18 protein-coding genes are annotated in these 21,921 nt (G+C 46.1%); 12 read left to right on the top strand and 6 right to left on the bottom strand.

Annotated features, from left to right (window positions below; all coding sequences use genetic code 11):
• Positions 1-355 precede the first annotated feature (355 nt).
• Positions 356-1,126 (bottom strand): DeoR/GlpR family DNA-binding transcription regulator, encoded by a 771-nt coding sequence (locus FEF09_RS00705; RefSeq protein WP_012788403.1) that lies wholly within the window; start codon positions 1,124-1,126, stop codon positions 356-358.
• Positions 1,127-1,448: 322 nt separating this feature from the next.
• Here FEF09_RS00705 and FEF09_RS00700 point away from each other — a divergent pair, with 322 nt between their 5' ends.
• From FEF09_RS00700 to pafA, 5 genes are all read left to right on the top strand, one after another.
• On the top strand, positions 1,449-3,023 hold the full coding sequence (locus FEF09_RS00700) for a glycerol-3-phosphate dehydrogenase/oxidase (RefSeq protein WP_146302915.1): 1,575 nt from the start codon (positions 1,449-1,451) through the stop codon (positions 3,021-3,023).
• 42 nt (positions 3,024-3,065) lie between these two features.
• The gene (gene glpK, locus FEF09_RS00695) at positions 3,066-4,607 is read left to right on the top strand and encodes a glycerol kinase GlpK (RefSeq protein ID WP_146302913.1); all 1,542 of its coding nucleotides are present in this window, start codon (positions 3,066-3,068) and stop codon (positions 4,605-4,607) included.
• A gap of 75 nt (positions 4,608-4,682) precedes the next feature.
• Positions 4,683-5,426 carry an MIP/aquaporin family protein gene (locus FEF09_RS00690; protein ID WP_146302911.1) on the top strand — a complete coding sequence of 248 codons (744 nt, stop codon included), beginning with the start codon at positions 4,683-4,685 and terminating at the stop codon, positions 5,424-5,426.
• Between the two features lie 72 nt (positions 5,427-5,498).
• Positions 5,499-6,428 (top strand): glycerophosphodiester phosphodiesterase family protein, encoded by a 930-nt coding sequence (locus FEF09_RS00685; protein WP_146302909.1) that lies wholly within the window; start codon positions 5,499-5,501, stop codon positions 6,426-6,428.
• A 142-nt stretch (positions 6,429-6,570) separates the two neighbouring features.
• Positions 6,571-8,208: an alkaline phosphatase PafA gene (gene pafA / locus FEF09_RS00680; RefSeq protein ID WP_146302907.1), complete on the top strand. Its 1,638-nt coding sequence runs from the start codon at positions 6,571-6,573 to the stop codon at positions 8,206-8,208.
• A 123-nt stretch (positions 8,209-8,331) separates the two neighbouring features.
• On the opposite strand, the gene FEF09_RS00675 is transcribed toward pafA, so the two are convergent.
• Positions 8,332-9,861 (bottom strand): glycoside hydrolase family 10 protein, encoded by a 1,530-nt coding sequence (locus FEF09_RS00675; RefSeq protein WP_146302906.1) that lies wholly within the window; start codon positions 9,859-9,861, stop codon positions 8,332-8,334.
• Positions 9,862-10,125: 264 nt separating this feature from the next.
• On the opposite strand from FEF09_RS00675, the gene FEF09_RS00670 reads away from it, so the two are divergent.
• From FEF09_RS00670 to FEF09_RS00655, 4 genes are all read left to right on the top strand, one after another.
• Entirely contained in the window at positions 10,126-10,722 is a 597-nt protein-coding gene (locus FEF09_RS00670; protein ID WP_012788396.1) for a NifU family protein, read from the top strand.
• A 105-nt stretch (positions 10,723-10,827) separates the two neighbouring features.
• The gene (locus tag FEF09_RS00665; protein ID WP_261387273.1) at positions 10,828-12,501 is read left to right on the top strand and encodes a PNGase F N-terminal domain-containing protein; all 1,674 of its coding nucleotides are present in this window, start codon (positions 10,828-10,830) and stop codon (positions 12,499-12,501) included.
• A 19-nt stretch (positions 12,502-12,520) separates the two neighbouring features.
• Positions 12,521-13,156, top strand: coding sequence for a nicotinamide riboside transporter PnuC (pnuC, locus tag FEF09_RS00660; protein ID WP_146302904.1), 636 nt, complete (start codon positions 12,521-12,523; stop codon positions 13,154-13,156).
• A gap of 9 nt (positions 13,157-13,165) precedes the next feature.
• Complete coding sequence (locus FEF09_RS00655; RefSeq protein WP_146302902.1) at positions 13,166-13,681, top strand: AAA family ATPase; 516 nt, start codon at positions 13,166-13,168, stop codon at positions 13,679-13,681.
• A gap of 82 nt (positions 13,682-13,763) precedes the next feature.
• Here the strand turns inward: FEF09_RS00655 and mtgA are convergent, their stop codons facing one another.
• A complete protein-coding gene (gene mtgA / locus FEF09_RS00650; RefSeq protein ID WP_146302900.1) occupies positions 13,764-14,477 on the bottom strand; it encodes a monofunctional biosynthetic peptidoglycan transglycosylase in 714 nt (237 codons plus the stop codon).
• A 112-nt stretch (positions 14,478-14,589) separates the two neighbouring features.
• Between mtgA and FEF09_RS00645 the strand changes: the two genes are divergently transcribed.
• From FEF09_RS00645 to FEF09_RS00635, 3 genes are all read left to right on the top strand, one after another.
• Positions 14,590-15,207, top strand: a complete 618-nt coding sequence (locus FEF09_RS00645; RefSeq protein WP_146302898.1) for an L-threonylcarbamoyladenylate synthase — start codon at positions 14,590-14,592, stop codon at positions 15,205-15,207.
• Positions 15,208-15,228: 21 nt separating this feature from the next.
• Positions 15,229-15,576: a hypothetical protein gene (locus FEF09_RS00640; protein WP_146302896.1), complete on the top strand. Its 348-nt coding sequence runs from the start codon at positions 15,229-15,231 to the stop codon at positions 15,574-15,576.
• Positions 15,577-16,115: 539 nt separating this feature from the next.
• The gene (locus FEF09_RS00635; protein ID WP_222596901.1) at positions 16,116-16,814 is read left to right on the top strand and encodes a pectate lyase; all 699 of its coding nucleotides are present in this window, start codon (positions 16,116-16,118) and stop codon (positions 16,812-16,814) included.
• Between the two features lie 89 nt (positions 16,815-16,903).
• On the opposite strand, the gene FEF09_RS00630 is transcribed toward FEF09_RS00635, so the two are convergent.
• The 3 genes from FEF09_RS00630 to polA form a co-directional block, all read right to left on the bottom strand.
• On the bottom strand, positions 16,904-18,040 hold the full coding sequence (locus tag FEF09_RS00630; RefSeq protein ID WP_146302894.1) for an aminopeptidase C: 1,137 nt from the start codon (positions 18,038-18,040) through the stop codon (positions 16,904-16,906).
• A 121-nt stretch (positions 18,041-18,161) separates the two neighbouring features.
• Positions 18,162-18,680 carry a GNAT family N-acetyltransferase gene (locus FEF09_RS00625; RefSeq protein WP_089810426.1) on the bottom strand — a complete coding sequence of 173 codons (519 nt, stop codon included), beginning with the start codon at positions 18,678-18,680 and terminating at the stop codon, positions 18,162-18,164.
• 234 nt (positions 18,681-18,914) lie between these two features.
• A complete protein-coding gene (gene polA / locus FEF09_RS00620; protein ID WP_146302892.1) occupies positions 18,915-21,734 on the bottom strand; it encodes a DNA polymerase I in 2,820 nt (939 codons plus the stop codon).
• Between the last annotated feature and the right edge of the window lie 187 nt (positions 21,735-21,921).

Raw genomic sequence — 21,921 nt, 5'->3', positions numbered from 1 at the left:
CACTATACATGAAAAAACAACTATTGCCCGCAATACTACTGCTGGCTGCTTGTACCAAAAGCGAGGACAGACCCACCCGTAATCCCAAATCGTTTTGCTATGAGTGTGTAACCCGCTATGATAGTCTTTATGATAGCGGGAGAACCGGGGTTGATTCAAGTAGCAGAAAGATGTGTCAGACAGAAGTTTTTATGAAAAAATTCCTCAGACATGCGAATTACAGCGGCAGATCTTATTACCTCAACGGAACAGACTCGGCTTTTTTTAACTTTAAAGTGACTACTATCTGCACCCTTAGAAAATAAGGCAGCAGTGAAAATAAAAAGGGAGGTACTACCCTCCCTTTTCTTATTTCTTAAACGATAGTGACGTTAATTCCCATTTCTTCAAGTGCTTTCACAACATGTCCGGATATACCGCTGTCTGTGATGATCTCATCTACATCTTCCAGATCGCAGATCTTCCCAAAACCGCGACGGCCAAATTTAGAAGAATCAGCCAATACAATTGTTTTCTGTGCCGCTGTCACCATACGTGCATTCAGTTGTGCCTCCATCAGGTTGGTGGTGGTCAGACCGAACTCTATATCAATACCTTCCAATCCGAGGAACAGTTTTGAACAGGAGAAGTCAGCAAGGATACGTTCTGCGTAAGTGCCTGTTACTGAAGCAGAACTGTTTCTTACGATACCACCCAGCTGTAACACCTCAATTTCCGGATGCCTTAGTAGTTCCTGCGCCACATTCAGTGCCGGCGTGATTACTGTCAGGTGCCCTTTCGGGTGCACATTCCTTGCCAGTGCCAGTGCAGTTGTACCGGATGATATAATGATAGCGTCATTTGGTGCAATCATGGCAGCTGCCGCTATTGCGATATTATTTTTCTCATCCCGGCGAAGCTTTTCCTTCTCGTTCACCGGTTTATCATTGATGTACGGATTATTTACTGTAGCTCCTCCGTGAGAACGGAACAACAGGGATTTGTCTTCAAGCAGTTTGAGGTCTTTACGGATGGTAACACCGGAAACATCCAGCTCCTTGCAGAGGTCCACCACATTCACATATCCCTTCTCTGATAAACGGTCAAGAATGTATTTGTGCCTTTCTGCAATATTGATCATTGACATATGCGTAAAAGAATTAGCAGTTGTAGAAAAAAGCAAATGTTGTTTAAAACAGATTTGGAATAAATACGCTTATGCCTTCTTCCAATTCGTTACAAAATTACTTTCATGTTGTTGAATTAAACACATCATATCAGAAAAAATATTTAGCAAAAAGTCAGGAATAACATGTATAAATGATCGTTTATGCATTAACTTCCTGAAAAGGAAGGAACAAAACATCTATTTTCGGTTAACGGGACCGCCAGCGCCCCTTATGTTTTTTTCTCGTGTGGATGAAATAAACTGAAACCAATTAAAAGAAAATTAAAGTATTTTCCTCACTATGAACAGGTTAACCTTTAAACAACAGATCGGCAATACGGCATCAGTCGTTTGGGATATTATTGTAATCGGCGGTGGCGCAACCGGACTTGGTGTTGCCATGGATGCCGCACAAAGAGGCTTTCGTACCCTGTTACTGGAACAATCAGATTTTGCAAAAGGCACCTCCAGCCGAAGCACCAAGCTTGTACATGGAGGGGTCCGTTATTTAGCGCAGGGAGATGTCGGCCTTGTAAAAGAAGCATTACACGAAAGAGGACTTTTGCTGGCGAACGCACCACACCTCGCACATGATCAGGAATTTATCATTCCATATTATAAATGGTGGCAAGGGCCTTTCTATGGAATCGGCCTCAAACTTTATGACCTGCTGTCAGGACGGCTTAGTCTGGGACCCTCAAGGATCATAGGTCGCGAGGCAGTGATCACCGCATTGCCGGCTATACGCACAGAGAAGCTGAAAGGTGGTATTGTTTATCACGACGGACAATTTGATGATGCCCGTCTGGCAATTAATATCGCACAGACAGCCGCCGAAAAGGGCGCCGTATTACTCAACTATTTTAAAGTTAACGGTTTACAGAAAAACGGAGAAGGCAGGATCAATGGCATCAGCGCTACAGATCTTGAAACCGGAGAAGAATATCAATTACAGGCAAAGGCGGTCATCAATGCCACCGGTGTATTTGCCGACGAAGTATTACAGATGGACGAACCGGGGGCAAGGCCAACTATTCGTCCGAGTCAGGGCGTCCATCTGGTACTGGATGCTGCATTCCTTGACAGTTCCAGCGCGTTAATGATTCCTAAAACAGCGGATGGACGGGTGCTTTTTGCTTTGCCATGGCATGGGAAAGTACTGGTAGGAACCACTGATACACCATTGAATGAACATAGTCTGGAACCACAGGCACTGGAGACAGAGATCAACTTCATCCTGCAAACGGCAGCTGGTTATCTGCGAAAGGCTCCTACCCGTGCAGATGTGCTCAGCGTGTATGCGGGGCTGCGACCATTGGCCGCTCCACAGAAAGATGCAGATAGTACGAAGGAAATATCACGTAGTCATAAGATCATCGTCGCCCATTCCGGATTGATTACTATTACCGGTGGTAAGTGGACCACCTTCCGTAAAATGGCGGAAGATACGGTGGACATGGCCATCAGTAGTGCCGGACTAGCCGCTATTCCCTGCGGAACAGAAACCTTGCATATACATGGATACACGACAGCACATGCAGCGCCAGTACCGCTCGATGTATATGGAAGTGATGCCGCTCAACTGGAAACGCTGATCAATACACGTCCGGATCTGAAGGATGCCTTGCATCCGGCATTGCCTTATATAAAAGCGCAGGTAGTCTGGGCTGTGCAACAGGAAATGGCCCGCACTGTAGATGACGTGTTGTCCAGACGGCTACGGGCTTTATTACTTGACGCACACGCAGCCATTGAAATGGCTCCCGGGGTCGCCGCAATCATGGCCGCCGAGCTGGGGAAAGACAAGGTCTGGGAACAGGAGCAGGTGACCGCCTTTGGTGGAATCGCGGCGCACTATCTGTTGCCGGCATCCTGATCCGTCAATTATCATTAGCAGTTAAATTTCACGTTCAACTATATGAAGGAAAAGGAAACATCCCGGTATATTCTGGCACTGGATCAGGGTACTACCAGCTCAAGAGCCATCATATTTGATAAGGCGGGTGCTATCGTCGCTATTGCCCAGAAAGAATTCCGGCAGATTTTCCCCTCACCGGGATGGGTAGAGCATGATGCTAACGAGATCTGGTCCAGTCAGCTGGGCGTAGCCGCAGAAGCGGTCGCCAAAGCAGGCCTCAGAGGAACAGATATTGCTGCTATCGGTATTACCAACCAGAGGGAAACGACCGTTGTTTGGGACCGGCATACGGGAAAACCTATTCACAATGCCATTGTCTGGCAGGATCGCCGCACCGCTGCCTATTGTGATGAGCTCAAAGCAGCTGGTCATGAACAATTGATCAGAGAGAAGACAGGATTGGTGATAGATGCATATTTCTCCGCTACCAAAGTGAGGTGGATACTGGAAAATGTGGAAGGAGCAAAAGAAAGGGCGGCCAAAGGGCTGCTGGCGTTTGGTACGGTAGATGCCTGGCTGGTATGGAACCTGACGGAAGGAAAGACACATGCGACGGACATTACCAATGCGTCCCGTACCATGTTATTTAATATACACACCCAGCAATGGGATGACGAATTACTGGCTTTGTTTGATATTCCGGCGAGCATGTTGCCGGAAGTAAAGCAATCCAGTGAGCTGATAGGCCAGACCACTTCGGCGATCTTTTCCACCACCATTCCTATTGCCGGTATTGCCGGAGATCAGCATGCCGCTTTGTTCGGACAAATGTGTACAGCACCCGGCATGGTGAAAAATACCTACGGTACCGGATGTTTTATGCTGATGAATATTGGTGAACAACCGATCATCTCACAGAATAATCTGGTAACTACCATTGCGTGGAAAATAAATGGCAAAGTAGAATATGCACTGGAAGGAAGCATCTTTATTGCCGGAGCTGTGGTACAATGGCTGAGAGATGGTCTGGGAATTATCCGTTCGTCTTCAGAAGTAGAAGGATTGGCCGCCAAAGTAGCACATAATGATGGTGTTTATCTGGTACCTGCATTTGCCGGATTGGGTGCTCCACATTGGGATCAGCATGCCAGAGGAACATTGGTTGGTATGACGAGGGGTACAAATGCTTCACATATTGCCAGAGCCGCGCTGGAAAGCATTGCTTATCAGACGATGGAGGTATTACGGGCTATGGAAGCAGATGCGGGTATCAGTATCAAGGAGTTACGCGTAGATGGTGGCGCGACCAATAATAATCTGTTGATGCAGTTTCAGGCAGATATTCTGAATACACAGGTGATACGTCCTAAAATCACAGAGACTACCGCCATGGGTGCGGCCTATCTGGCCGGACTGGCGACAGGCTTCTGGAAAGATCAGGAGGAAATTGCCCGTCAATGGCAGGTAGACCATTCTTTTACGCCCAAAGGCGATGCGGAAGATGTGCATAAATGGGTACGTGGATGGAGCAATGCTGTCAGGGCAGTGAGAGCCTGGTCGAAATTTTCCACGCAGGAAGAAGAAGTGCCTGCCATCAAATAATATTTCACGTAAGCGGTGCAGGTTATCATCTGATACTGAGCACCACCAATGATTAACTGATAAATAACGCTTTCAATGAATCCCTTATTAGCAGAGTTTCTGGGGACGATGTTGATGATATTGCTGGGTAACGGCGTCGTAGCCAACGTGATCCTCAACAAAACGAAAGGCCATGGCGGCGGCTGGATAGTGATCACCACCGGATGGGCACTGGCCGTCTTCATAGGTGTTGTAATTGCTGGTCCAAGCAGCGGGGCGCACCTGAATCCGGCGGTATCTCTGGCATTGAGTTTAGCAGGTAAACTGAGCTGGGCACAATTCCCTTTGTTTATCATCGCCCAATTGCTGGGTGCAATGGCTGGTGCGTTTCTTGTGTGGCTGATGTATAAAGACCATCTGGATGATACAGCCGATCCGGGTTTGATTCAGGCATGTTACTGTACGGCTCCGGCTATCCGTAATACCGGCCGTAACCTGATCAGTGAGATCATCGGTACCTTTGTACTGCTGTTTACCATCTTTTATATCGTTGATAAAGGAGAGTTTGGTAACGACAAGACGCCTATCGGTATGGGTTCATTGGGAGCTGTGCCGGTTTCTCTTCTTGTATTGGCCATTGGATTATCACTCGGAGGAACTACCGGTTATGCGATTAATCCTGTCAGGGATTTCGGCCCCCGCCTGATGCACTCCATATTACCTGTAAAAGGAAAAGGAGGCAACGGGTGGGATTATGCATGGATTCCTATAATCGGCCCCTTAGCCGGAGCGGCCCTTGCAGCAGGGCTTTTCCTCTGCATGCAGGCTGGGTCGAATTAATAATCAGTTAACATGGAAGGCTTAGTAAAAGATACACCAGATATTACTTTAACAGCTGGAAAACGTTAAACGATGAAACCTTTACAACAAGCAATGCTGGCCGCAGGTGTACTGCTGGCCACAACAGGCCTGAACGCCTGTAAATCCACAAAACCCATGACCGCTCAGCAGCAGTTACCCACATTTTATAAAGTAGGACACAGAGGAACCCGCGGCCTGATGCCGGAGAACACCATTCCCTCCATGATCAAGGCTATTGAGACGGGGGCCAATACGATTGAGTTTGACGTACACATTACGAAAGATGGTCAGGTCGTTGTATATCATGATGCCTCCTTTAATCCTGCTTATACAACGATGCCGGATGGCGCGGAAATTCCGGCGGCCTCCCGCTCAGAGTATACCTTTTATAAAATGGACTACAGCCGCATCCGTGAATTTGTGATCGGAGAAAAAGCGTATCCTGAGTTTCCGCAACAACAGCGTATCAGATCGTATGCTCCTCTCCTGTCTGAAATGATTGATTCAGTAGAAGCATATACGAAGTCGCACAAACTTCCCGGAGTTGTTTATTTATTGGAAATCAAGTCTTCCGCGAAAACAGATGGTAACGAGCAACCCGCACCGGAGGAATATATAGATAAATTGATGGCCGTAAAAAACTTACTGCCACTGGGCAAACGTCTGATTGTACAGTCATTCGATCCTCGTCCGCTACAGGTACTGCACCGCCGGTATCCTGATATGACACTGGGTTTTCTGACATATGACAAAGAAGTGAAGCCGGCGCAGCAACTGGAGCTGCTGGGTTTTACGCCACAGTTCTATAATCCTTTCTATCAGTTCACAACGCCTGAGCTGTTATCACTTTGCCATAGTAAGAAGATTCAGGTTGTTCCGTGGACTGTTCAGGAAGCAACGGAAATGAAAAAGCTGAAGGAAATGGGTGCTGATGGTATTATTTCTGATTATCCGGTACGTTTTGCCGAAGCTGGATTTTAAGCGTTACGGGGAACCCTTATCCATTTATATCCCCGTTGGTAATATTTATACAATTTAAATTCTCAAAGGATAGATAATTTGACAACCTTAAGTCACCAAAGGCGTTAATAGTCAGGTCTTATAATTGTTGAAATTATCTATCATGAGAAGAATTTGCAAATCATTGTCTGTGCTGGCGCTTACCGGCGCTATGCTGCAGACAGGAGCACTCCGGGCTCAGAAGCCGGTAGATCGTCCCAAACTTGTAGTTGGGATCGTTGTTGACCAGATGCGCTGGGACTACCTGTACCGCTACTATGACCGCTATGAAACCGGCGGATTCAAGAGAATGCTGGGCGAAGGGTTTACCTGCGAAAATACCTTTATTACTCACTTACCTTCCTTTACGGCTGTTGGTCACAGCACTATTTATACGGGTTCCGTACCTGCTATCCATGGCATTACCGGCAATGACTGGACAGATCAGGTTACCGGTCGTCATTGGTATTGTACAGAAGATACTACTGTGCAACCCATAGGCACAACTACCGATGCCGGTAAGATGTCGCCACGTAACCTGCTTGCATCTACTATTACTGACGAACTTAAGCTGGCTACTAATTTCCGCTCGAAAGTGGTGGGTGTATCACTGAAAGACAGGGCATCTATCCTGCCGGCGGGTCATATCGCCAACGGTGCTTTCTGGTTGGATGACAGCAATGCCAGCTTTGTAACCAGTTCATTTTATATGAAAGATCTGCCGGAGTGGGTAAAGACATTCAATGCCCGTCAGGTACCGGCACAACTGATGTCCAAGCCATGGACTACCCTCTACCCTATCAACAGCTATGTGCAGAGCACCGCTGATGATGTGCGTTGGGAAGGTATTTTCAATGGGGAGACTACAGCTACTTTCCCACACAACATGCAGGATATTTATTCAAAGGATAAAGGAAGCCTGCGCTCCACTCCATCCGGTAATACACTGACACTGGAGTTTGCAAAAGCAGCTATAGACGGATATAAACTGGGTACCGGTGCCGTGACCGACTTTCTGACGATCAACTGTGCATCAACGGATTATGTGGGCCATAAGTACGGACCTAACTCTATAGAAGTAGAAGATACCTACCTGCGTCTTGACAAAGACCTTTCTGCTTTTTTCCGCTATCTGGATCAGAAAGTGGGTAAAGGCAATTATCTGGTATTCCTGTCAGCAGACCATGGTGCGGCGCACTCTGTAGGTTTTATGCAGGAGAATCAGCTTCCGGCAGGTTTACCGGAAGGTAAAATGATGGATGGACTCAATAGCATGCTGAAGGAGCGTTTTGGCGCAGAACGTCTGGCATTGACAGCAGAAAACTATCATATCGGATTTGACCTGAAGGCTATTGAGGCGAAGAAACTTGACTATGACGCGATTAAGAAGGCAACGGTACAATACCTGCAAAAACTGCCGGGTGTGGAGTTTGCGGCAGATATGGATAATCTGGGTAACAGTCCGCTGCCAGAGCCGATCAAGAGCATGGCTGTCAACGGTTATAATCCAAAACGTTGCGGATCTGTGATCATCATTCCTGAACCGGGCTGGTACTCCGGATCATCTAAAGGAACGACACATGGTAACTGGAATCCGTATGATACGCATCTGCCTCTGGTGTTTATGGGCTGGCATGTAAAACATGGATATACCAATGATGTGGTGAGTATGGCGGATATCGCGCCGACGATTGCGGCGATGCTGCATATACAAATGCCAAATGGCGCTGTCGGCAAGCCGGTACAGGCGGTATATAAATAATTGAAGATCAGGAATTAACAGGTGGAAATGCAGAAGAGATCTGAAGAATAATTTCCGATGATATAAAAGCAGAAGGGCGTTCGCAACCAGCGAACGCCCTTCTGCTTTTATGTTAAACCGGAGCTATTCCGGATCAAATATGAATTGTGTTCTACGGCCGGACTGGCGCATATAAAGTGGGTCACTGGCCCAGCTTTCCATTTGCAACCTGTTCATGGCCGTGACTACATAAGTATATAGTGTGCCTTTTACGTAAGAGGCATCTATGAATTGAGGATCAGGCATTTGTTGAACGATTGCCAGTATTTTGCCGGGGTCGTTCAGGTTGATAGACTCACTGGCATTGAAGCGGTAGATCACATATTGCTGCGTGCGTCCGGAAGTGTCATCGTCAGCCCAGTGCAGATGCAGGCCATCCGCCCGCTCAAAGGCATCTGTAAAATATGGTGGGAAAGGAGTCGGCAGCTTTATCCATGGCATTGCGGGACGCAAAGCCGGATAGCGGTAGAAATGGTTACGGAGACTGTCTTCTATTCCTAAAGGATTGCCATTGAATGATTTTGCACTATAGAAGGCACTACCCTGAATGGTATTTAAGGTACGGACTTCCGTAATCTGTACGGGGAGTTCGTTTGGCATACTCCAGGCAGCATTACTACGGAGGCGGTATACCCCGTGTCCGATGTATACATTACGGCCATATCCATGTTGTGCCCACCAGTTGAGGAGCAGTTCATAGTTGGCCACACGGTGACCACGTTCCCAATAAAGCTGTGGTGCTACATAGTCGATCCAGCCATTTTGCAGCCATTTGCGGACGTCTGCATAAAGGTCGTCGTAGTTGGAAAGACCGGTGGTGTACGATCCGTCCAGATCTTTGTTTTTGTTGCGCCAGATACCAAACGGACTGATACCGAATTTAACCCATGGCTTTTCTTCCTTGATCATTTTGCTTACCATCTGAATGATGGTGTCTACGTTCCAGCGACGCCAGTCATCTTTCATCATATTGCGACCGTACTGGCGGTAGGAATTATTGTCGCCGAATTCCCTGCCGGGTACCGGGTAAGGATAGAAATAGTCGTCAAAATGCACAGCATCAATATCATAGCGGCGTACGACGTCGCGGATGATCTGGGTGACGTATTCACGTACCTCCGGGATACCAGGGTCAAAGTATTTTTTACCATCAAAATTCACGAACCACTGTGGGCGCATACGTGAGATGTGATTGGCGGAGGCATTGCGGATAACTGCGCGGTAGGGATTGAACCACGCATGGAATTCCATACCTCTTTTATGTGTTTCCTCCAGCATAAAGCGGAGGGGATCATAATATGGATTAGGCGCCTGTCCCTGTACCCCGCTGAGGTATTCGGACCAGGGTTCGAATGGAGAATCGTAGAATGCGTCAGCGGCAGGACGGATCTGCACGATAACGGCATTCATTCCGTTGCGTTGATGCTTATCGAGGAGATTGATAAATTCCTGCTTCTGCGTTTCGACCGGTAACCCCTTTCTTGAGGGCCAGTCTATGTTTTCTACCGTGGCAATCCAGACTGCACGAAATTCCCTTTTAGGTGGCAATTGTGCTTTTGCCCGGCCGAAGATACCCGTTAGCAACAGTGCAACACCCAATAAATACTTCAACATTCGACTAGTATGTAGGTTAAGACCTGAAAACTGCGAAAATAACAAAACCAATCATTTAACCAATCCGGAGGACGGAATGGGGTTAGTGAAGTTCCATATGCAGCACAAACGGTGCCGGAATGCAGCCGGGATCGGAAAAAAACACCTATGCATCAAAATTTATCTATATCCGCATTGTAAAATTCGATACGTATTACGGCTCATTCTGGTGGGTTTGTGCGTGAAAGTTGCTACCTTTGTTCCATCATAAAAGTTTAGTGTACTATGATCAAAACAGGCAATCCGATAATCAGTATATATACAGAAATGACTCCCAACCCGGAAACAATGAAGTTTGTTGCAAACAAACTGCTGTATCCCGGTAAGCATATCGATTTCCCTGATGAAGCGAGTGCAAAGCCATCACCACTGGCTGTTGAGCTGTTCAGTTTTCCGTTTATAAGAGGCGTTTTCATCATGGCTAATTTCATTACCCTGACAAAAACCCCTGACACTGATTGGAACGATATTATACCTACTATAAAAGCCTTCCTGAAGGAATATCTGGAAGATAACCGTCCCGTTATTAACGAAGAGGAAATAGTGGTTACAAAAGCTGCCGCAACCAATGAAGTAAGTGCAGATGATACCGATGTGGTAAAACGTATCAAGGAATTACTTGAGAACTACGTGAAACCAGCGGTTGAAATGGACGGCGGTGCTATTCAATTCAAAGATTACGACGACGGTACTGTGACGTTGATGCTGCAGGGTTCCTGTTCAGGCTGCCCATCTTCTATGATCACGCTGAAAGCCGGTATTGAAGGCATGATGAAGCGTATGATTCCGGAAGTGAAAGAAGTAGTGGCAGAAGCAGAATAAGCCATAGTTGAGAGAATGATAGTGTTAAAAAAGAGCGCAGTCTTTGGACTGTGCTTTTTTATTTATACCTGTATCTTTAGTGATAAATAGGATACACTTATACTTATGAAGAAATTTTCATTTGTGTGGATGACCCTGCTGATAACAGGGACCGCACTGGCGCAGTCTAAGCCTGCACAACCCGGCGCCGAGGTTACATACGCTTTTAAGTACAATGGAAAAGAAATGCCGGAGGGTAATATTCAGCTGCTTATCAAGGGGGATAAAGCCCGTTTTCAGCCGCAGAATGGAGCGGCAAAAAAAGAGTTGCAATTGCTGGATAACAAGGCAAAGGTTACTTACCAGCAGATCAACGACAAGGAAGGACATCTCCTGACATTTAAAAAGGCATTTGCTGACTATGAACAGGCCGAATTGGTACCCGGTGTTGACACCATACTGGGATATCCCTGTAAAAAGGCGAAACTGGTCGTACGCTCCAATAGCATAGATGTCTGGTATACGAATGCACTGCCGTTTAAAGGAACACCTGTACAGGGGTATGCGCCCGGTCTCGGACTGGTACTGAGATCTATACGTAATGGTAATTCAGAATACATCGCGACAAAGGTAGATCTGCGCAATATCAAGGATGAAGAACTGAAATGGCCTGTTGCCATGGGACAGCTGGTGGATGATGCCACTTATCTCCGTCAGGTAATAGAAAACAGGTTCACCACGATCAATATCTTCAATCAGGAGCAGATCAGCTGGGGCAATGAGCATCAGGACCCGGCCGGAGAGCAGGAAAATGTGACTTATCATTATGCGGGCGGAACAGTGATCCTGAAAAAGGTAAAACTCCCGGCGCTCAATGCGGGTACCGTGTTTGCAGAAGTAGCGGAATATTCCAATGGAGATGCTTATGACCGCACCGGTTCTGTGTTTATGATTCCGAAAGATAAAAAGCAGTCTTTCCTCGATGGACTGAAAAACGGGGTAACGGCATTGCCGGTATATCATGAGAAGTACCGGGGTGTAATCGCGACGGACGACTACCTCCCTACCCTCGAACTGATGCGCTTCTTTACACCGTTCGGCGTGAACCATTACAACCAGAAGGTAAGGATCAAGGGATACCAGTGGGCTGATTCTGTTGTGTACCGTCAGGATATTACAGCATTGCAGCCACGTCTGGAAGGTGAAGTATGGATGGGGGTATTTGTGGGTAACTATGATAAAGGTGGACATAAGGTAAGTCTGCGACTGAAATACTATCCGGCTGACAATGATCAGGATACCACTCCTAAAGAACACTGGATCATGCCGATATTCAATACTACCAACCTCATGGAAATGGCGGGTCAGGAGTATGGTACCATGTTCGGTAAAGATTCGCTGGTAGTAACGGTGAATGTACCTGCCGGATTGAAAAACCTGCGTTTACGCTATACGACTACCGGTCATGGTGGCTGGGGCGGCGGAGACGAGTTCAACGAGAAGCTAAACGAGATCTTTGTGGATGGCAAACGGGTATATCATTTCATTCCATGGAGAACGGATTGCGGTAACTTCCGTTTACTGAATCCATCATCCGGTAATTTCGGCAACGGACTGTCGTCTTCTGATCTGAGCAGATCTAACTGGTGCCCGGGTAGTGTAACTGAGCCGGTTACCATACCTTTGCCCGATCTGACACCGGGTGTGCACACCTTCAGGGTGGCCATTCCGCTGGGAGAAAGAGAGGGAAATAGTTTCAGTGCCTGGAATGTATCAGGTTGTCTATTAGGAGAGAAATAATGCCATATAACTTTGCAGGATGAATTTTGACGCACTATATCAGGGATTGCTGGAAGGCGTACATCAAATGAGCTGGCTGGAAATCATAGCGGCGCTGTTTGGTGCCATCAGTGTGATTTGCAGTAAGCAGAACAGCATCTGGTTGTACCCTACAGGATTGGTGAGCACAGGTATCTATGCATACCTGCTATCAAGAGAGCAGTTTAAGCTGTATGCGGAAGCAACGCTGAATGTCTATTATTTTGTCATGAGTGTCTATGGTTGGTACCACTGGGCCAGAAAGAGCGCAACTGAACCGGAGACGCCCATAGGCTGGGCCACACGGAGTGAATGGGTGGTCACAGGGGGCATCACATTGATAGGATGGGCGCTGTTTGGGTATCTGCTCAGGACCTATTCTAATTCAGATGTGCCGGTAATAGACGCTTTTGTATCCGCTACGGCTTGTGCCGGTATGTGGCTGCTGGCAAAAAGGAAGATCGAGAACTGGGTAGTGCTGAATGTATCCAATCTGGTAGCGATACCACTGTTATTTCATAAGCACCTGTTGCCGACAGCGGTGCTGACCATTTTCCTCTTCATTGTAGCGGTAATGGGATATTTCAGCTGGAGAAAGATATGGCGTGAACAAAATACAGCCGGACTTGCCAGGTAATATTATTATATGTTGAAAGTAGTTGTCATAGGGCCGGAGTCTACCGGAAAGAGTACATTAAGTCAGCAGCTGGCGGCACATTATCAGACGATGTGGGTGCCGGAGTATGCGAGACAGTATCTGGAAGGATTATCCCGGCCTTATGAACAATCTGATCTGCTCAGTATTGCAAAAGGACAACTTGTACAGGAAGATCAACTGGCACAACAGGCGAATCGACTGCTGATCTGTGATACGGATCTGCATGTTATCAAGGTCTGGAGTGAGCATAAGTATGGCAACTGTGACCCTGAGATACTGCAGGCCATCAGGGATAGAAAGTATGACCTGTACCTGCTGACGTATATCGATATCCCCTGGGAGGAAGATCCGCAGAGAGAGCACCCTGATCCTACCATGCGTGAATATTTTTATAATGTTTACCGGGATCTGGTAATGGCTTCGGGAGTACCCTGGGTTGAGATTAAGGGAAGTCTTGATGAAAGAATGACTTCGGCGATTGCAGCGGTTGATAAACTGTTATAACTGACAAAGAGAACAAGAAATAAAAAAAGCGTCTCGCCTATGGCGGACGCTTTTTTGTTGTATATCGTTGATTATGTGTGTTTTATTTGCTGCTGACCAGTTCGGAGATATCCGGATCGGGAGCGATAAAACGCATTTGCTGTAAGATTTTACGTTGACGGAAAGAGGTGACCCGTGCCGGAGGAATAACGGTGTATTTAACCGGATTGGGCAGACAGGCGGCAATCATAGCTGCCTGTTCACGATTCAGGCTGGCGGCCCCTTTGTGATAATACTGCTGGGCGGCAGCTTCTATCCCAAAGATCCCATCTCCCATTTGTGCCACGTTCAGGTACATTTCCAGAATGCGCTCTTTTCCCCATATTTTTTCGATCATAAAGGTGAAGTATACCTCAAGTCCTTTGCGTATCCAGCTACGCCCCTGCCAAAGGAACACATTTTTAGCTACCTGTTGACTGATTGTGCTGGCTCCTCTTATTTTCTTGCTCTTCTGGTTATGCTTCATCGCCTTTTCAATGGATTTGAAGTCGAATCCATTATGATCGGGGAATAACTGGTCTTCACTGGCGAGTACCGCCAGTTTGGCATGTTGGGATATCTCGCCGTAATTAACCCAGGTTTTATGAAAGTGTTTATCGGTGCCGATCAGACTAAACCAGCTTGATATCATGGTCAGGGTGATGGGAGGATTAATCCACTTCAGAATAATGATGTAGACAAATTGTGCTATAAACAGAATAAGTGCGATCTTCTTGACCCTTCGCCATGTTCTCGGAACAATCCCTTTTGTATTCATCCGGATTGGTTTTTCAAATTGGCCGGAAAGATAGTAAGATTATTTAATGTGCAACAGGTGTTGGCCTGGAAATTGGGGCTCCTTCCCGCAGTAGTTTTTGTAAATTTGTAATATGCTCTTAACAGTACATCCGGACAATCCGAACCCCCGTCATCTGAAGACGATCGTTGAATGTCTGAAAGACGGAGGTGTGATCATCTATCCTACCGATACCGTGTATGGTATGGGGTGTGATATCTGTCAGCCGAAGGCGGTAGAAAGGATCTGCCGCATTAAACATATCAATCCAGCCAAAGCCCAGTTCTCTTTTATATGTTATGACCTCAGCCATTTATCAGACTATGCGAAGAGTGTGGATACGCCCACTTTCAGGATGCTGAAAAAAGCGCTGCCGGGACCATATACATTTATCCTGCCGGCCAGCCGGGCAGTACCCCGTTTGCTGAAGCAGAAAAAGGACACTGTCGGTATACGTGTACCAGATAATAACATCAGCCGGGCCATAGTGAAAGAACTCGGTAATCCCATTCTGAGTACATCCCTTCCGATTGAAACATACGTAGAGGAATATACTGATCCGGAGATCATACATGAAAAGTTTGGCAGCATCGTTGACATCGTGGTGGATGGAGGTATAGGAGGTATGACCTTCTCTACTGTAGTAGATTGTACCGGTGATGAACCTGAACTGATCAGAGAAGGAGCCGGTAGCTGGGAAGCGCTTGTATAGAAGATTAAAAATGAATTAAAGATGAGAAGAATTGCGACCATAGCAGGATTACTGCTGATTGTTTGCCTTACACAAGTATCCGGGCAGACCAAATTGATAGTAGGACCGCTTTATCCATTGACTAAGTCAAGTAAATGGATGGCTGAAAGCAAAAAAGAGGTAACGACTCCGGTTTATTTTTCCTCTTTTCAGGTACCTCAGTACAGACCAGATCAGCATGTCAAATCTCCTCTGAAACCAAATGATTATTACGATCAGCATTTTGGCTTTTTTTGTAAAAAAGAATGGAACTGGGAGAAGCAGACACAGCTCCCTGTGAAACTCAGATTAGGTACTTATCAGGAGGCACAGCGTATAGAGGGGAAATAAAATAAAGCATCATCTGATTGCTATGTTCCTTAACAGGTAGGTGTTTTGCTATGAAAGCATGACTGTGGCAACTAAAATACTTGCTTTTGTCAATAAATATTAGACGTTATAAGGCTTCTTTTTTGAGCTAAAAGAAGCCTCTCCTTTCTGACAATAAAACTGATACCCTTAAGCCCTCATTTTACAGATAAAAAACGCCTCAAAAAGCATCCCAAAATGAAAATAATTGACTAAGGCAAGTATGGTTTTTTACGGCATCGTTCTCGGCATCGTTTGCGTAAAAATATATTCCTTGTTTATGCCGTTATGTGATGTTTTTAGATAATTTCGGTCATCAACCTGTAGAGACCTTATCAAATGCGGATCAGAACCTAAAGCGAACAATAATACGATAGTTCAACCCTGATGAAAGCCCAGCTTAATTAGCCCTTATTCCATTTCAAATACTGTTGTTTTTAAACTGAACCTATATGGTACCGGCATCGTCATGCCCACTATTCCACTGTATGAATTATTGATCACTTATAAATTCTACTGACATGAAAACAAACCAGATTTTGTTGTCGGCAATGTTAGCCGGCGCTCTTGCTATGGGCTGTAAAAAAGAACACGGCTCTGATGTAAATATGACTCCCGATGTTATAGCGGCAGGTGGTGTAAGTGCTTTGGCCAACGTAATTATTACACAAACCATTATTGTAAAAGCGGGAGAAACTTATGATGGAAAGGGTAACACTATCATTGCACAAGGTATGGGCGATGGTAGTCAGGCAGAAGATCAGAAACCTATCTTCAGACTTGAAAATGGCGCAACACTGAAGAATGTTAAGATCGGCGCACCCGGTTGCGATGGTGTGCATGTATATGGTAATGCAACACTCGATAATGTAGAATGGATAGATGTAGGAGAAGATGCGATGACATTGAAATCAAAAGGAACTGTTACGCTGAACAACTGTATTGCGAAGAATGCTTATGATAAGGTATTACAGATAAACGCAGACGGTACAATCAACATTAACAACTTCAGGGTGACAACCTTTGGTAAGGTGTTACGTACCAATGGTAGCGGACAGTATAACGTGACAGTTACTATTAACGGAGGTACTTTCTCCGGTGGAACCAACATTGTACGTACAGAAAGCAAAAACCTGAAAGTACGTTACAGGAATATGACGACATCTAATGTGACTAAACTCTGGGAGGTGCCCAGTGCCTCGCAGGTATCTACTTATTAAAATAGAAGAGGCGGTCTTTTACAGACCGCCTCTTCTATTTTGTGGGAAGTTGCTATCAGCAGCATTACCCTATATGAAAGCGTTAAAGCTTATTTGATACCCAGTTTCTTTGCGATATCGGCAGGGATTGCCTTTTTATTCAGCATGATGCTGGTGGTTTTGTAAGCAAAGTAAGGCTCAGAAGCGTAGAAGTAACCGTTACCTGGATTACTGGTACCCCATGAGTTTTTCACACGGAAGAATACTTTACCATTCTGGTCTTTCGCCATACCTACGATGTGCATACCATGATCATCCTGTGTTTCGTAGTTGTCGAAAGCCTGCTGACGCAGTTCAGGAGTGATGGTCAGTTCTTTTACCGGTTCGGTGAAAGCTTTCTGGAGCTGATCAGGTGACAGGGCTGCAACATCAGGAACGATCGCCAGACCCTGTGCGAAATTGAAGCCTTTTTCGCTTACATCAGCAGCCCATGCAATGGTATAACCATTCTGGATTGCGTTTTCTGCGATTGTGGTCAGATCGTTTAAGGTAACGTTGTACATTTTATCCCAGTTCCAGTTGTCTGGTACTTCCAGCACGAACTGTTCGTAGTATGGGTGGTGTGTGAATGAAGTGATCATCACATAATCATCAGCATCCAGACCGAGGTCTTTTGCGAAAGTTTTGGAGGTATATGATTTACCGTTGTATTCGAATTTCTCCGGAGCATCACCGATGTAGGCATTCAGCACACCATCAACAGCTTTGTTCCAGTTTGGGTTGATAGTTGTTTCGGTAGCACCGATCTTTTTTACTACACCTTCCAACAGCGCTGTCATTTCGGCATGATTGTATGTTTTTACGCGGTTGCCATCATAAACGCTTTGTGGTACCAGACCATACTGACGGAGGCAGAGCAGGTCATCCGGGAAACCACCACCTTCACCGAAGTTGGCTTTGCCATGCATACGCACGTAATTCGCTGCTTTCAGAGGATACATTCTTCTAACAACGAACATTTCACTCAGGTTGACATCTTTACCCTTGCCAATACGGAGTGCTTCCGCCTGAAAGAAAGAAAGACCGGAGAAAGACCAGCAGGTACCTGTGTTACCCTGGTTTTCAACATCACCTGCGTCCAGGTTCTTCACAACAGTGAATTTGTAATTACTGCCTTCTTTATTGGTTGTTTGTGCAATCGCCGCTGTAGAACAGAAAACGGCAAGGCATAGCGCCCATTTCTTCATTCTTAATGGTGTTTTAGCTTTTGTTGTAAAATAAAGAGGTCGAATCTAAGCTAAAACAGTCATTTCTACAGGCTAAAGATTGATGAATGGGCGATGCAATAGATTGCAGGTGGCTGGAAACTCAATCCTGCGGCCATTGGTATTGGTCGCGGGTAATTTCCCATTTCCAGAGTTGCTCGGGGTCTTCTCCTGCAAAATGCATCCCTGATTTTTGGAGCACCTTTACGGCGGCATTGTATTCTTCTTCTGTGTGGGCAACGACTTTATTCACGTAGGAATGGCTGAATGCAAAGCGTACCAGTGCCTGTGTCAGTTCTGTACCATAACCCTGTTCCCGGTAGGGGGCAGAGATTTCATAACCAATTTCGACAGTGCCGTCTTTGTCGGGGCGTCCTTTAAAACCGCCGGCACCGATCAGGCATTTGTCTTCTTTGTGGATGACCAGGTAGAAAAACCAACCCAGCATAGAGGGGTCATTACGTAGTTTATCGTAAGCAACGAGGATTATTTCCGGATACTCGGTCCAGGGTTCGGGGATGCGGACGTGGAGTAATTCACTCAATACCTCCTCTCCCTGCAACAGTGCTTCGAAATACTGCAGGGTACATGATAACAATTGGAGACGGGAGGTCAGGATCATGGCCGAAAGCTAGTAAACGATTTTGGAAAACGCAAGAGGCAAAGGAGGTTAAAAAATATTAATTATCAGGGATAAATACAGTAGCTGCAATGATGCTGCGAGGGAGTTTTGTTATGTATTCCGGGGTATTACCGCGGGAGGGACAATTACGAATGAAGCAGGGATTTTTACCCCTTCCATCTCACTCGTAATTGCTCTTCCGCGGCTATATTATTGTAGTAATAACACTCATTTTTAATGGGCCTGTAACCAGTTGGCGCCGATGCCTATCTCAACGTCTACCGGTACAGCCAATGGTAGTGCATTGCGCATACCTTCCTGAATCAATGGTTTGATCTGCTCTATCTCATCTTTGTGCACATCAAACACCAACTCATCATGTACCTGCAGGATCATGCGGGAACGGAGGTTTTCTTTTTTGAGTGTTTTATGGATAGAGATCATGGCAAGTTTGATCATGTCGGCAGCAGTACCCTGTATCGGCATGTTGATGGCGTTGCGTTCTGCATAACCTCTTACAACCGCGTTAGAAGAGTTGATATCTTTCAACCAGCGTTTACGACCCAGTAAAGTTTCCACATAACCATTCTGCTGTGCAGATTTTATCTGGTCATCCATGTACTTTTTAATGGATGGGTATTGTGCAAAGTAGTTGTCGATCAATGTTTTGGCTTCTCCCCTTGCAATGCCGAGATTTTCAGACAGCCCGAAAGCACTCACCCCGTAAATGATACCGAAGTTTACGCTTTTCGCATTCCGGCGCATATCCGCAGTTACATCGGCCAGTTCAACGCCATATACCTTTGCCGCAGTCGCAGCGTGGATATCCAGTCCCTGACGGAAGGCATCGATCATATGTACATCTCCACTGATAGCAGCGATGATACGTAATTCGATCTGGGAGTAATCGGCAGACATTAATACGTAGTCTTCATTCTTCGCTACAAATGCTTTACGCACTTCGCGACCTCTGTCCGTGCGGATCGGAATGTTTTGCAGGTTCGGGTTGTTGGAACTGAGACGACCGGTTACTGCTACTGCCTGATTGTAGGAAGTATGTACACGGTTGGTACGTTTGTTCAGCATCAGAGGCAGGGCATCCACATAGGTGGATTTCAGTTTGCTCAGTTCGCGGAATACCAGAATGTCTTCTACGATCTGGTGTTTATTGGCCAGTTTCGCCAGTACATCTTCCCCGGTAGCATATTGTCCGGTTTTGGTTTTCTTGGCTTTAGGGTCGAGCATCAGTTTTTCAAACAGGACTTCTCCCAGTTGTTTAGGAGAAGCGAGGTTGAAACGAACGCCTGCCTGTGTATATACACTTTCTTCTGCGCGTTTGATCTCTGTTTCGAGTTCACGGGAATAGTCGGACAGGGCCTGAATATCCAGTGCAATCCCTTCATATTCCATATCTGTCAATACTCTTACCAGTGGATTTTCCACATCGTAGAATACCTTATCTACTGCTTTGAGTGGCAATAAAGGAGCGAATTTTTCCTTCAGCTGCAGGGTGATGTCGGCATCTTCCACTGCATATTCTTTGATCTTTTCGATCTCCACATCACGCATGTTCCCCTGCCCTTTCCCTTTCTTACCAATCAGGGTTTCGATGGAAACAGGTTCGTATTGAAGGTATTGTGCGCTGAGCAGGTCCATACCCCGGCGGCCTTCCGGCTCGATAAGATAGTGAGCCAGCATGGTGTCGAAGATGGGACCATTGAATTCGATCCCATACCATTTCATCACAATCATATCGTACTTGATATTCTGACCGACGAGGGTAATATGGGTGGTGTCAAAAAGAGGACGGAAACTATCTACGATGGCCTGTGCCTGTGCTTTGTCTGCCGGCACCGGAATATACCAGCCTTCTCCTGCCTTGATAGAAAAGCTCATTCCTACCAGATCAACCGCATTGGCATCGGTACCCGTGGTTTCTGTATCAAAAGAGATCTCCTGTTGTTTCAGCAGGAGTGCCAGTAGTTCGGCTCTCTTTTCAGGTGTATCTGCCAGTATATAGTTATGCGGCGTGTTGTTGATATTTTTGTCAGCCACCAGAATACTGAGAGGTACTTCCTGTGTTTCTTCTGAAGCCGGAGGTGTAGCGCCCTGTATTTCATTACCGAACAGGTCCAGCTGCACTTTTGGAGGAGACGCCGGTTCTGCAGCCGGAGCGGCGAAACCATCACCAAGGATACGTTTACCCAGAGTTTTGAATTCCAGTTCTGTAAATACTTCTATCAATTGTTCCCTGTTAGGATCTTTGATGCAGAAATCTTCTTCATGGAAAGCAACCGGTACATCTGTAATGATGGTGGCCAGTTGTTTGGAAAGAATCGCACTTTCTGCGCCAGCCTTGATCTTCTCTCCCATCTTTCCGCCGATTTTGTCAGCATTGGCGATCACGTCTTCTACGGAATGATATTGAGACAGGAGTTTCATGGCGGTCTTCTCTCCTACACCCGGAATACCCGGTATGTTATCTACGGCGTCTCCCATCAGACCGAGGATATCTATTACCTGATGTACATCGGTGATCTGCCATTTTTCACATACTTCCTTCGGACCGAGAATTTCTTCTTTATTGCCCATGTAGGGCGGTTTGTAGATAAACACATTGTCTCTTACGAGCTGACCATAGTCTTTATCAGGAGTTACCATGTATACACTGTAGCCTGCATCGGCAGCCTGCCATGCGAGTGTACCGATTACATCATCTGCTTCATAGCCATCCAGTTCAACAACAGGTATATTGAAACCTTTGATGATGCGTTTGATATCGTCCAGTGAATCGAGGATATCTTCCGGCGCATCCATACGGTTGGCCTTATAATCTACAAAGGTGGTATGTCTTTCGGTGGGGGCATGCGTATCAAAAGCCACAGCCATGTGGGTTGGCTTTTCCTTATTGATAAGGTCCAGCAAGGTAGAGGTAAAACCGAACTGTGCGTTGGTATTTCTCCCGGTGGTGGTGAGGCGTGGATTTCTGATCAATGCATAGTACGCGCGATAGATAAGCGCCATTGCATCCAGTAAAAACAATTTCTTTTGCATCTGCCAAAAGTAAACAATTAGGCATTAGGAATAACGAATCAGGATTGGGGGGAAAGAGCCTGCATGCTGAAATTCAGGTGGAAAAATCAGCCATGATGCAATAAGAATTAAGCATTGTAAACTATCGGTTGGTGTCCCTGTTATGAGAGAAGAAATCCGAACAAGGAAGCTTGACAGAGGGAGGAGA

The organism is Chitinophaga pinensis, from assembly GCF_007896845.1.
GTDB lineage: Bacteria > Bacteroidota > Bacteroidia > Chitinophagales > Chitinophagaceae > Chitinophaga > Chitinophaga pinensis_C.
The sequence above is the reverse complement of the archived record's forward strand: the minus strand, read 5'-3'. Positions and strand labels throughout refer to the sequence as shown.

Bases quoted from the DNA above. Each gene is read 5' to 3' on its own strand.
- FEF09_RS00630 (WP_146302894.1), bottom strand. From the start codon at position 18,040: ATGAAGAAATGGGCGCTATGCCTTGCCGTTTTCTGTTCTACAGCGGCG.
- pnuC (WP_146302904.1), top strand. From the start codon at position 12,521: ATGAATTTTGACGCACTATATCAGGGATTGCTGGAAGGCGTACATCAA.
- FEF09_RS00670 (WP_012788396.1), top strand. From the start codon at position 10,126: ATGATCAAAACAGGCAATCCGATAATCAGTATATATACAGAAATGACT.
- FEF09_RS00655 (WP_146302902.1), top strand. From the start codon at position 13,166: ATGTTGAAAGTAGTTGTCATAGGGCCGGAGTCTACCGGAAAGAGTACA.
- FEF09_RS00685 (WP_146302909.1), top strand. From the start codon at position 5,499: ATGAAACCTTTACAACAAGCAATGCTGGCCGCAGGTGTACTGCTGGCC.
- polA (WP_146302892.1), bottom strand. From the start codon at position 21,734: ATGCAAAAGAAATTGTTTTTACTGGATGCAATGGCGCTTATCTATCGC.
- FEF09_RS00705 (WP_012788403.1), bottom strand. From the start codon at position 1,126: ATGTCAATGATCAATATTGCAGAAAGGCACAAATACATTCTTGACCGT.
- pafA (WP_146302907.1), top strand. From the start codon at position 6,571: ATGAGAAGAATTTGCAAATCATTGTCTGTGCTGGCGCTTACCGGCGCT.
- FEF09_RS00640 (WP_146302896.1), top strand. From the start codon at position 15,229: ATGAGAAGAATTGCGACCATAGCAGGATTACTGCTGATTGTTTGCCTT.
- glpK (WP_146302913.1), top strand. From the start codon at position 3,066: ATGAAGGAAAAGGAAACATCCCGGTATATTCTGGCACTGGATCAGGGT.
- FEF09_RS00675 (WP_146302906.1), bottom strand. From the start codon at position 9,861: ATGTTGAAGTATTTATTGGGTGTTGCACTGTTGCTAACGGGTATCTTC.
- mtgA (WP_146302900.1), bottom strand. From the start codon at position 14,477: ATGAATACAAAAGGGATTGTTCCGAGAACATGGCGAAGGGTCAAGAAG.
- FEF09_RS00625 (WP_089810426.1), bottom strand. From the start codon at position 18,680: ATGATCCTGACCTCCCGTCTCCAATTGTTATCATGTACCCTGCAGTAT.
- FEF09_RS00690 (WP_146302911.1), top strand. From the start codon at position 4,683: ATGAATCCCTTATTAGCAGAGTTTCTGGGGACGATGTTGATGATATTG.
- FEF09_RS00645 (WP_146302898.1), top strand. From the start codon at position 14,590: ATGCTCTTAACAGTACATCCGGACAATCCGAACCCCCGTCATCTGAAG.
- FEF09_RS00700 (WP_146302915.1), top strand. From the start codon at position 1,449: ATGAACAGGTTAACCTTTAAACAACAGATCGGCAATACGGCATCAGTC.
- FEF09_RS00635 (WP_222596901.1), top strand. From the start codon at position 16,116: ATGAAAACAAACCAGATTTTGTTGTCGGCAATGTTAGCCGGCGCTCTT.
- FEF09_RS00665 (WP_261387273.1), top strand. From the start codon at position 10,828: ATGAAGAAATTTTCATTTGTGTGGATGACCCTGCTGATAACAGGGACC.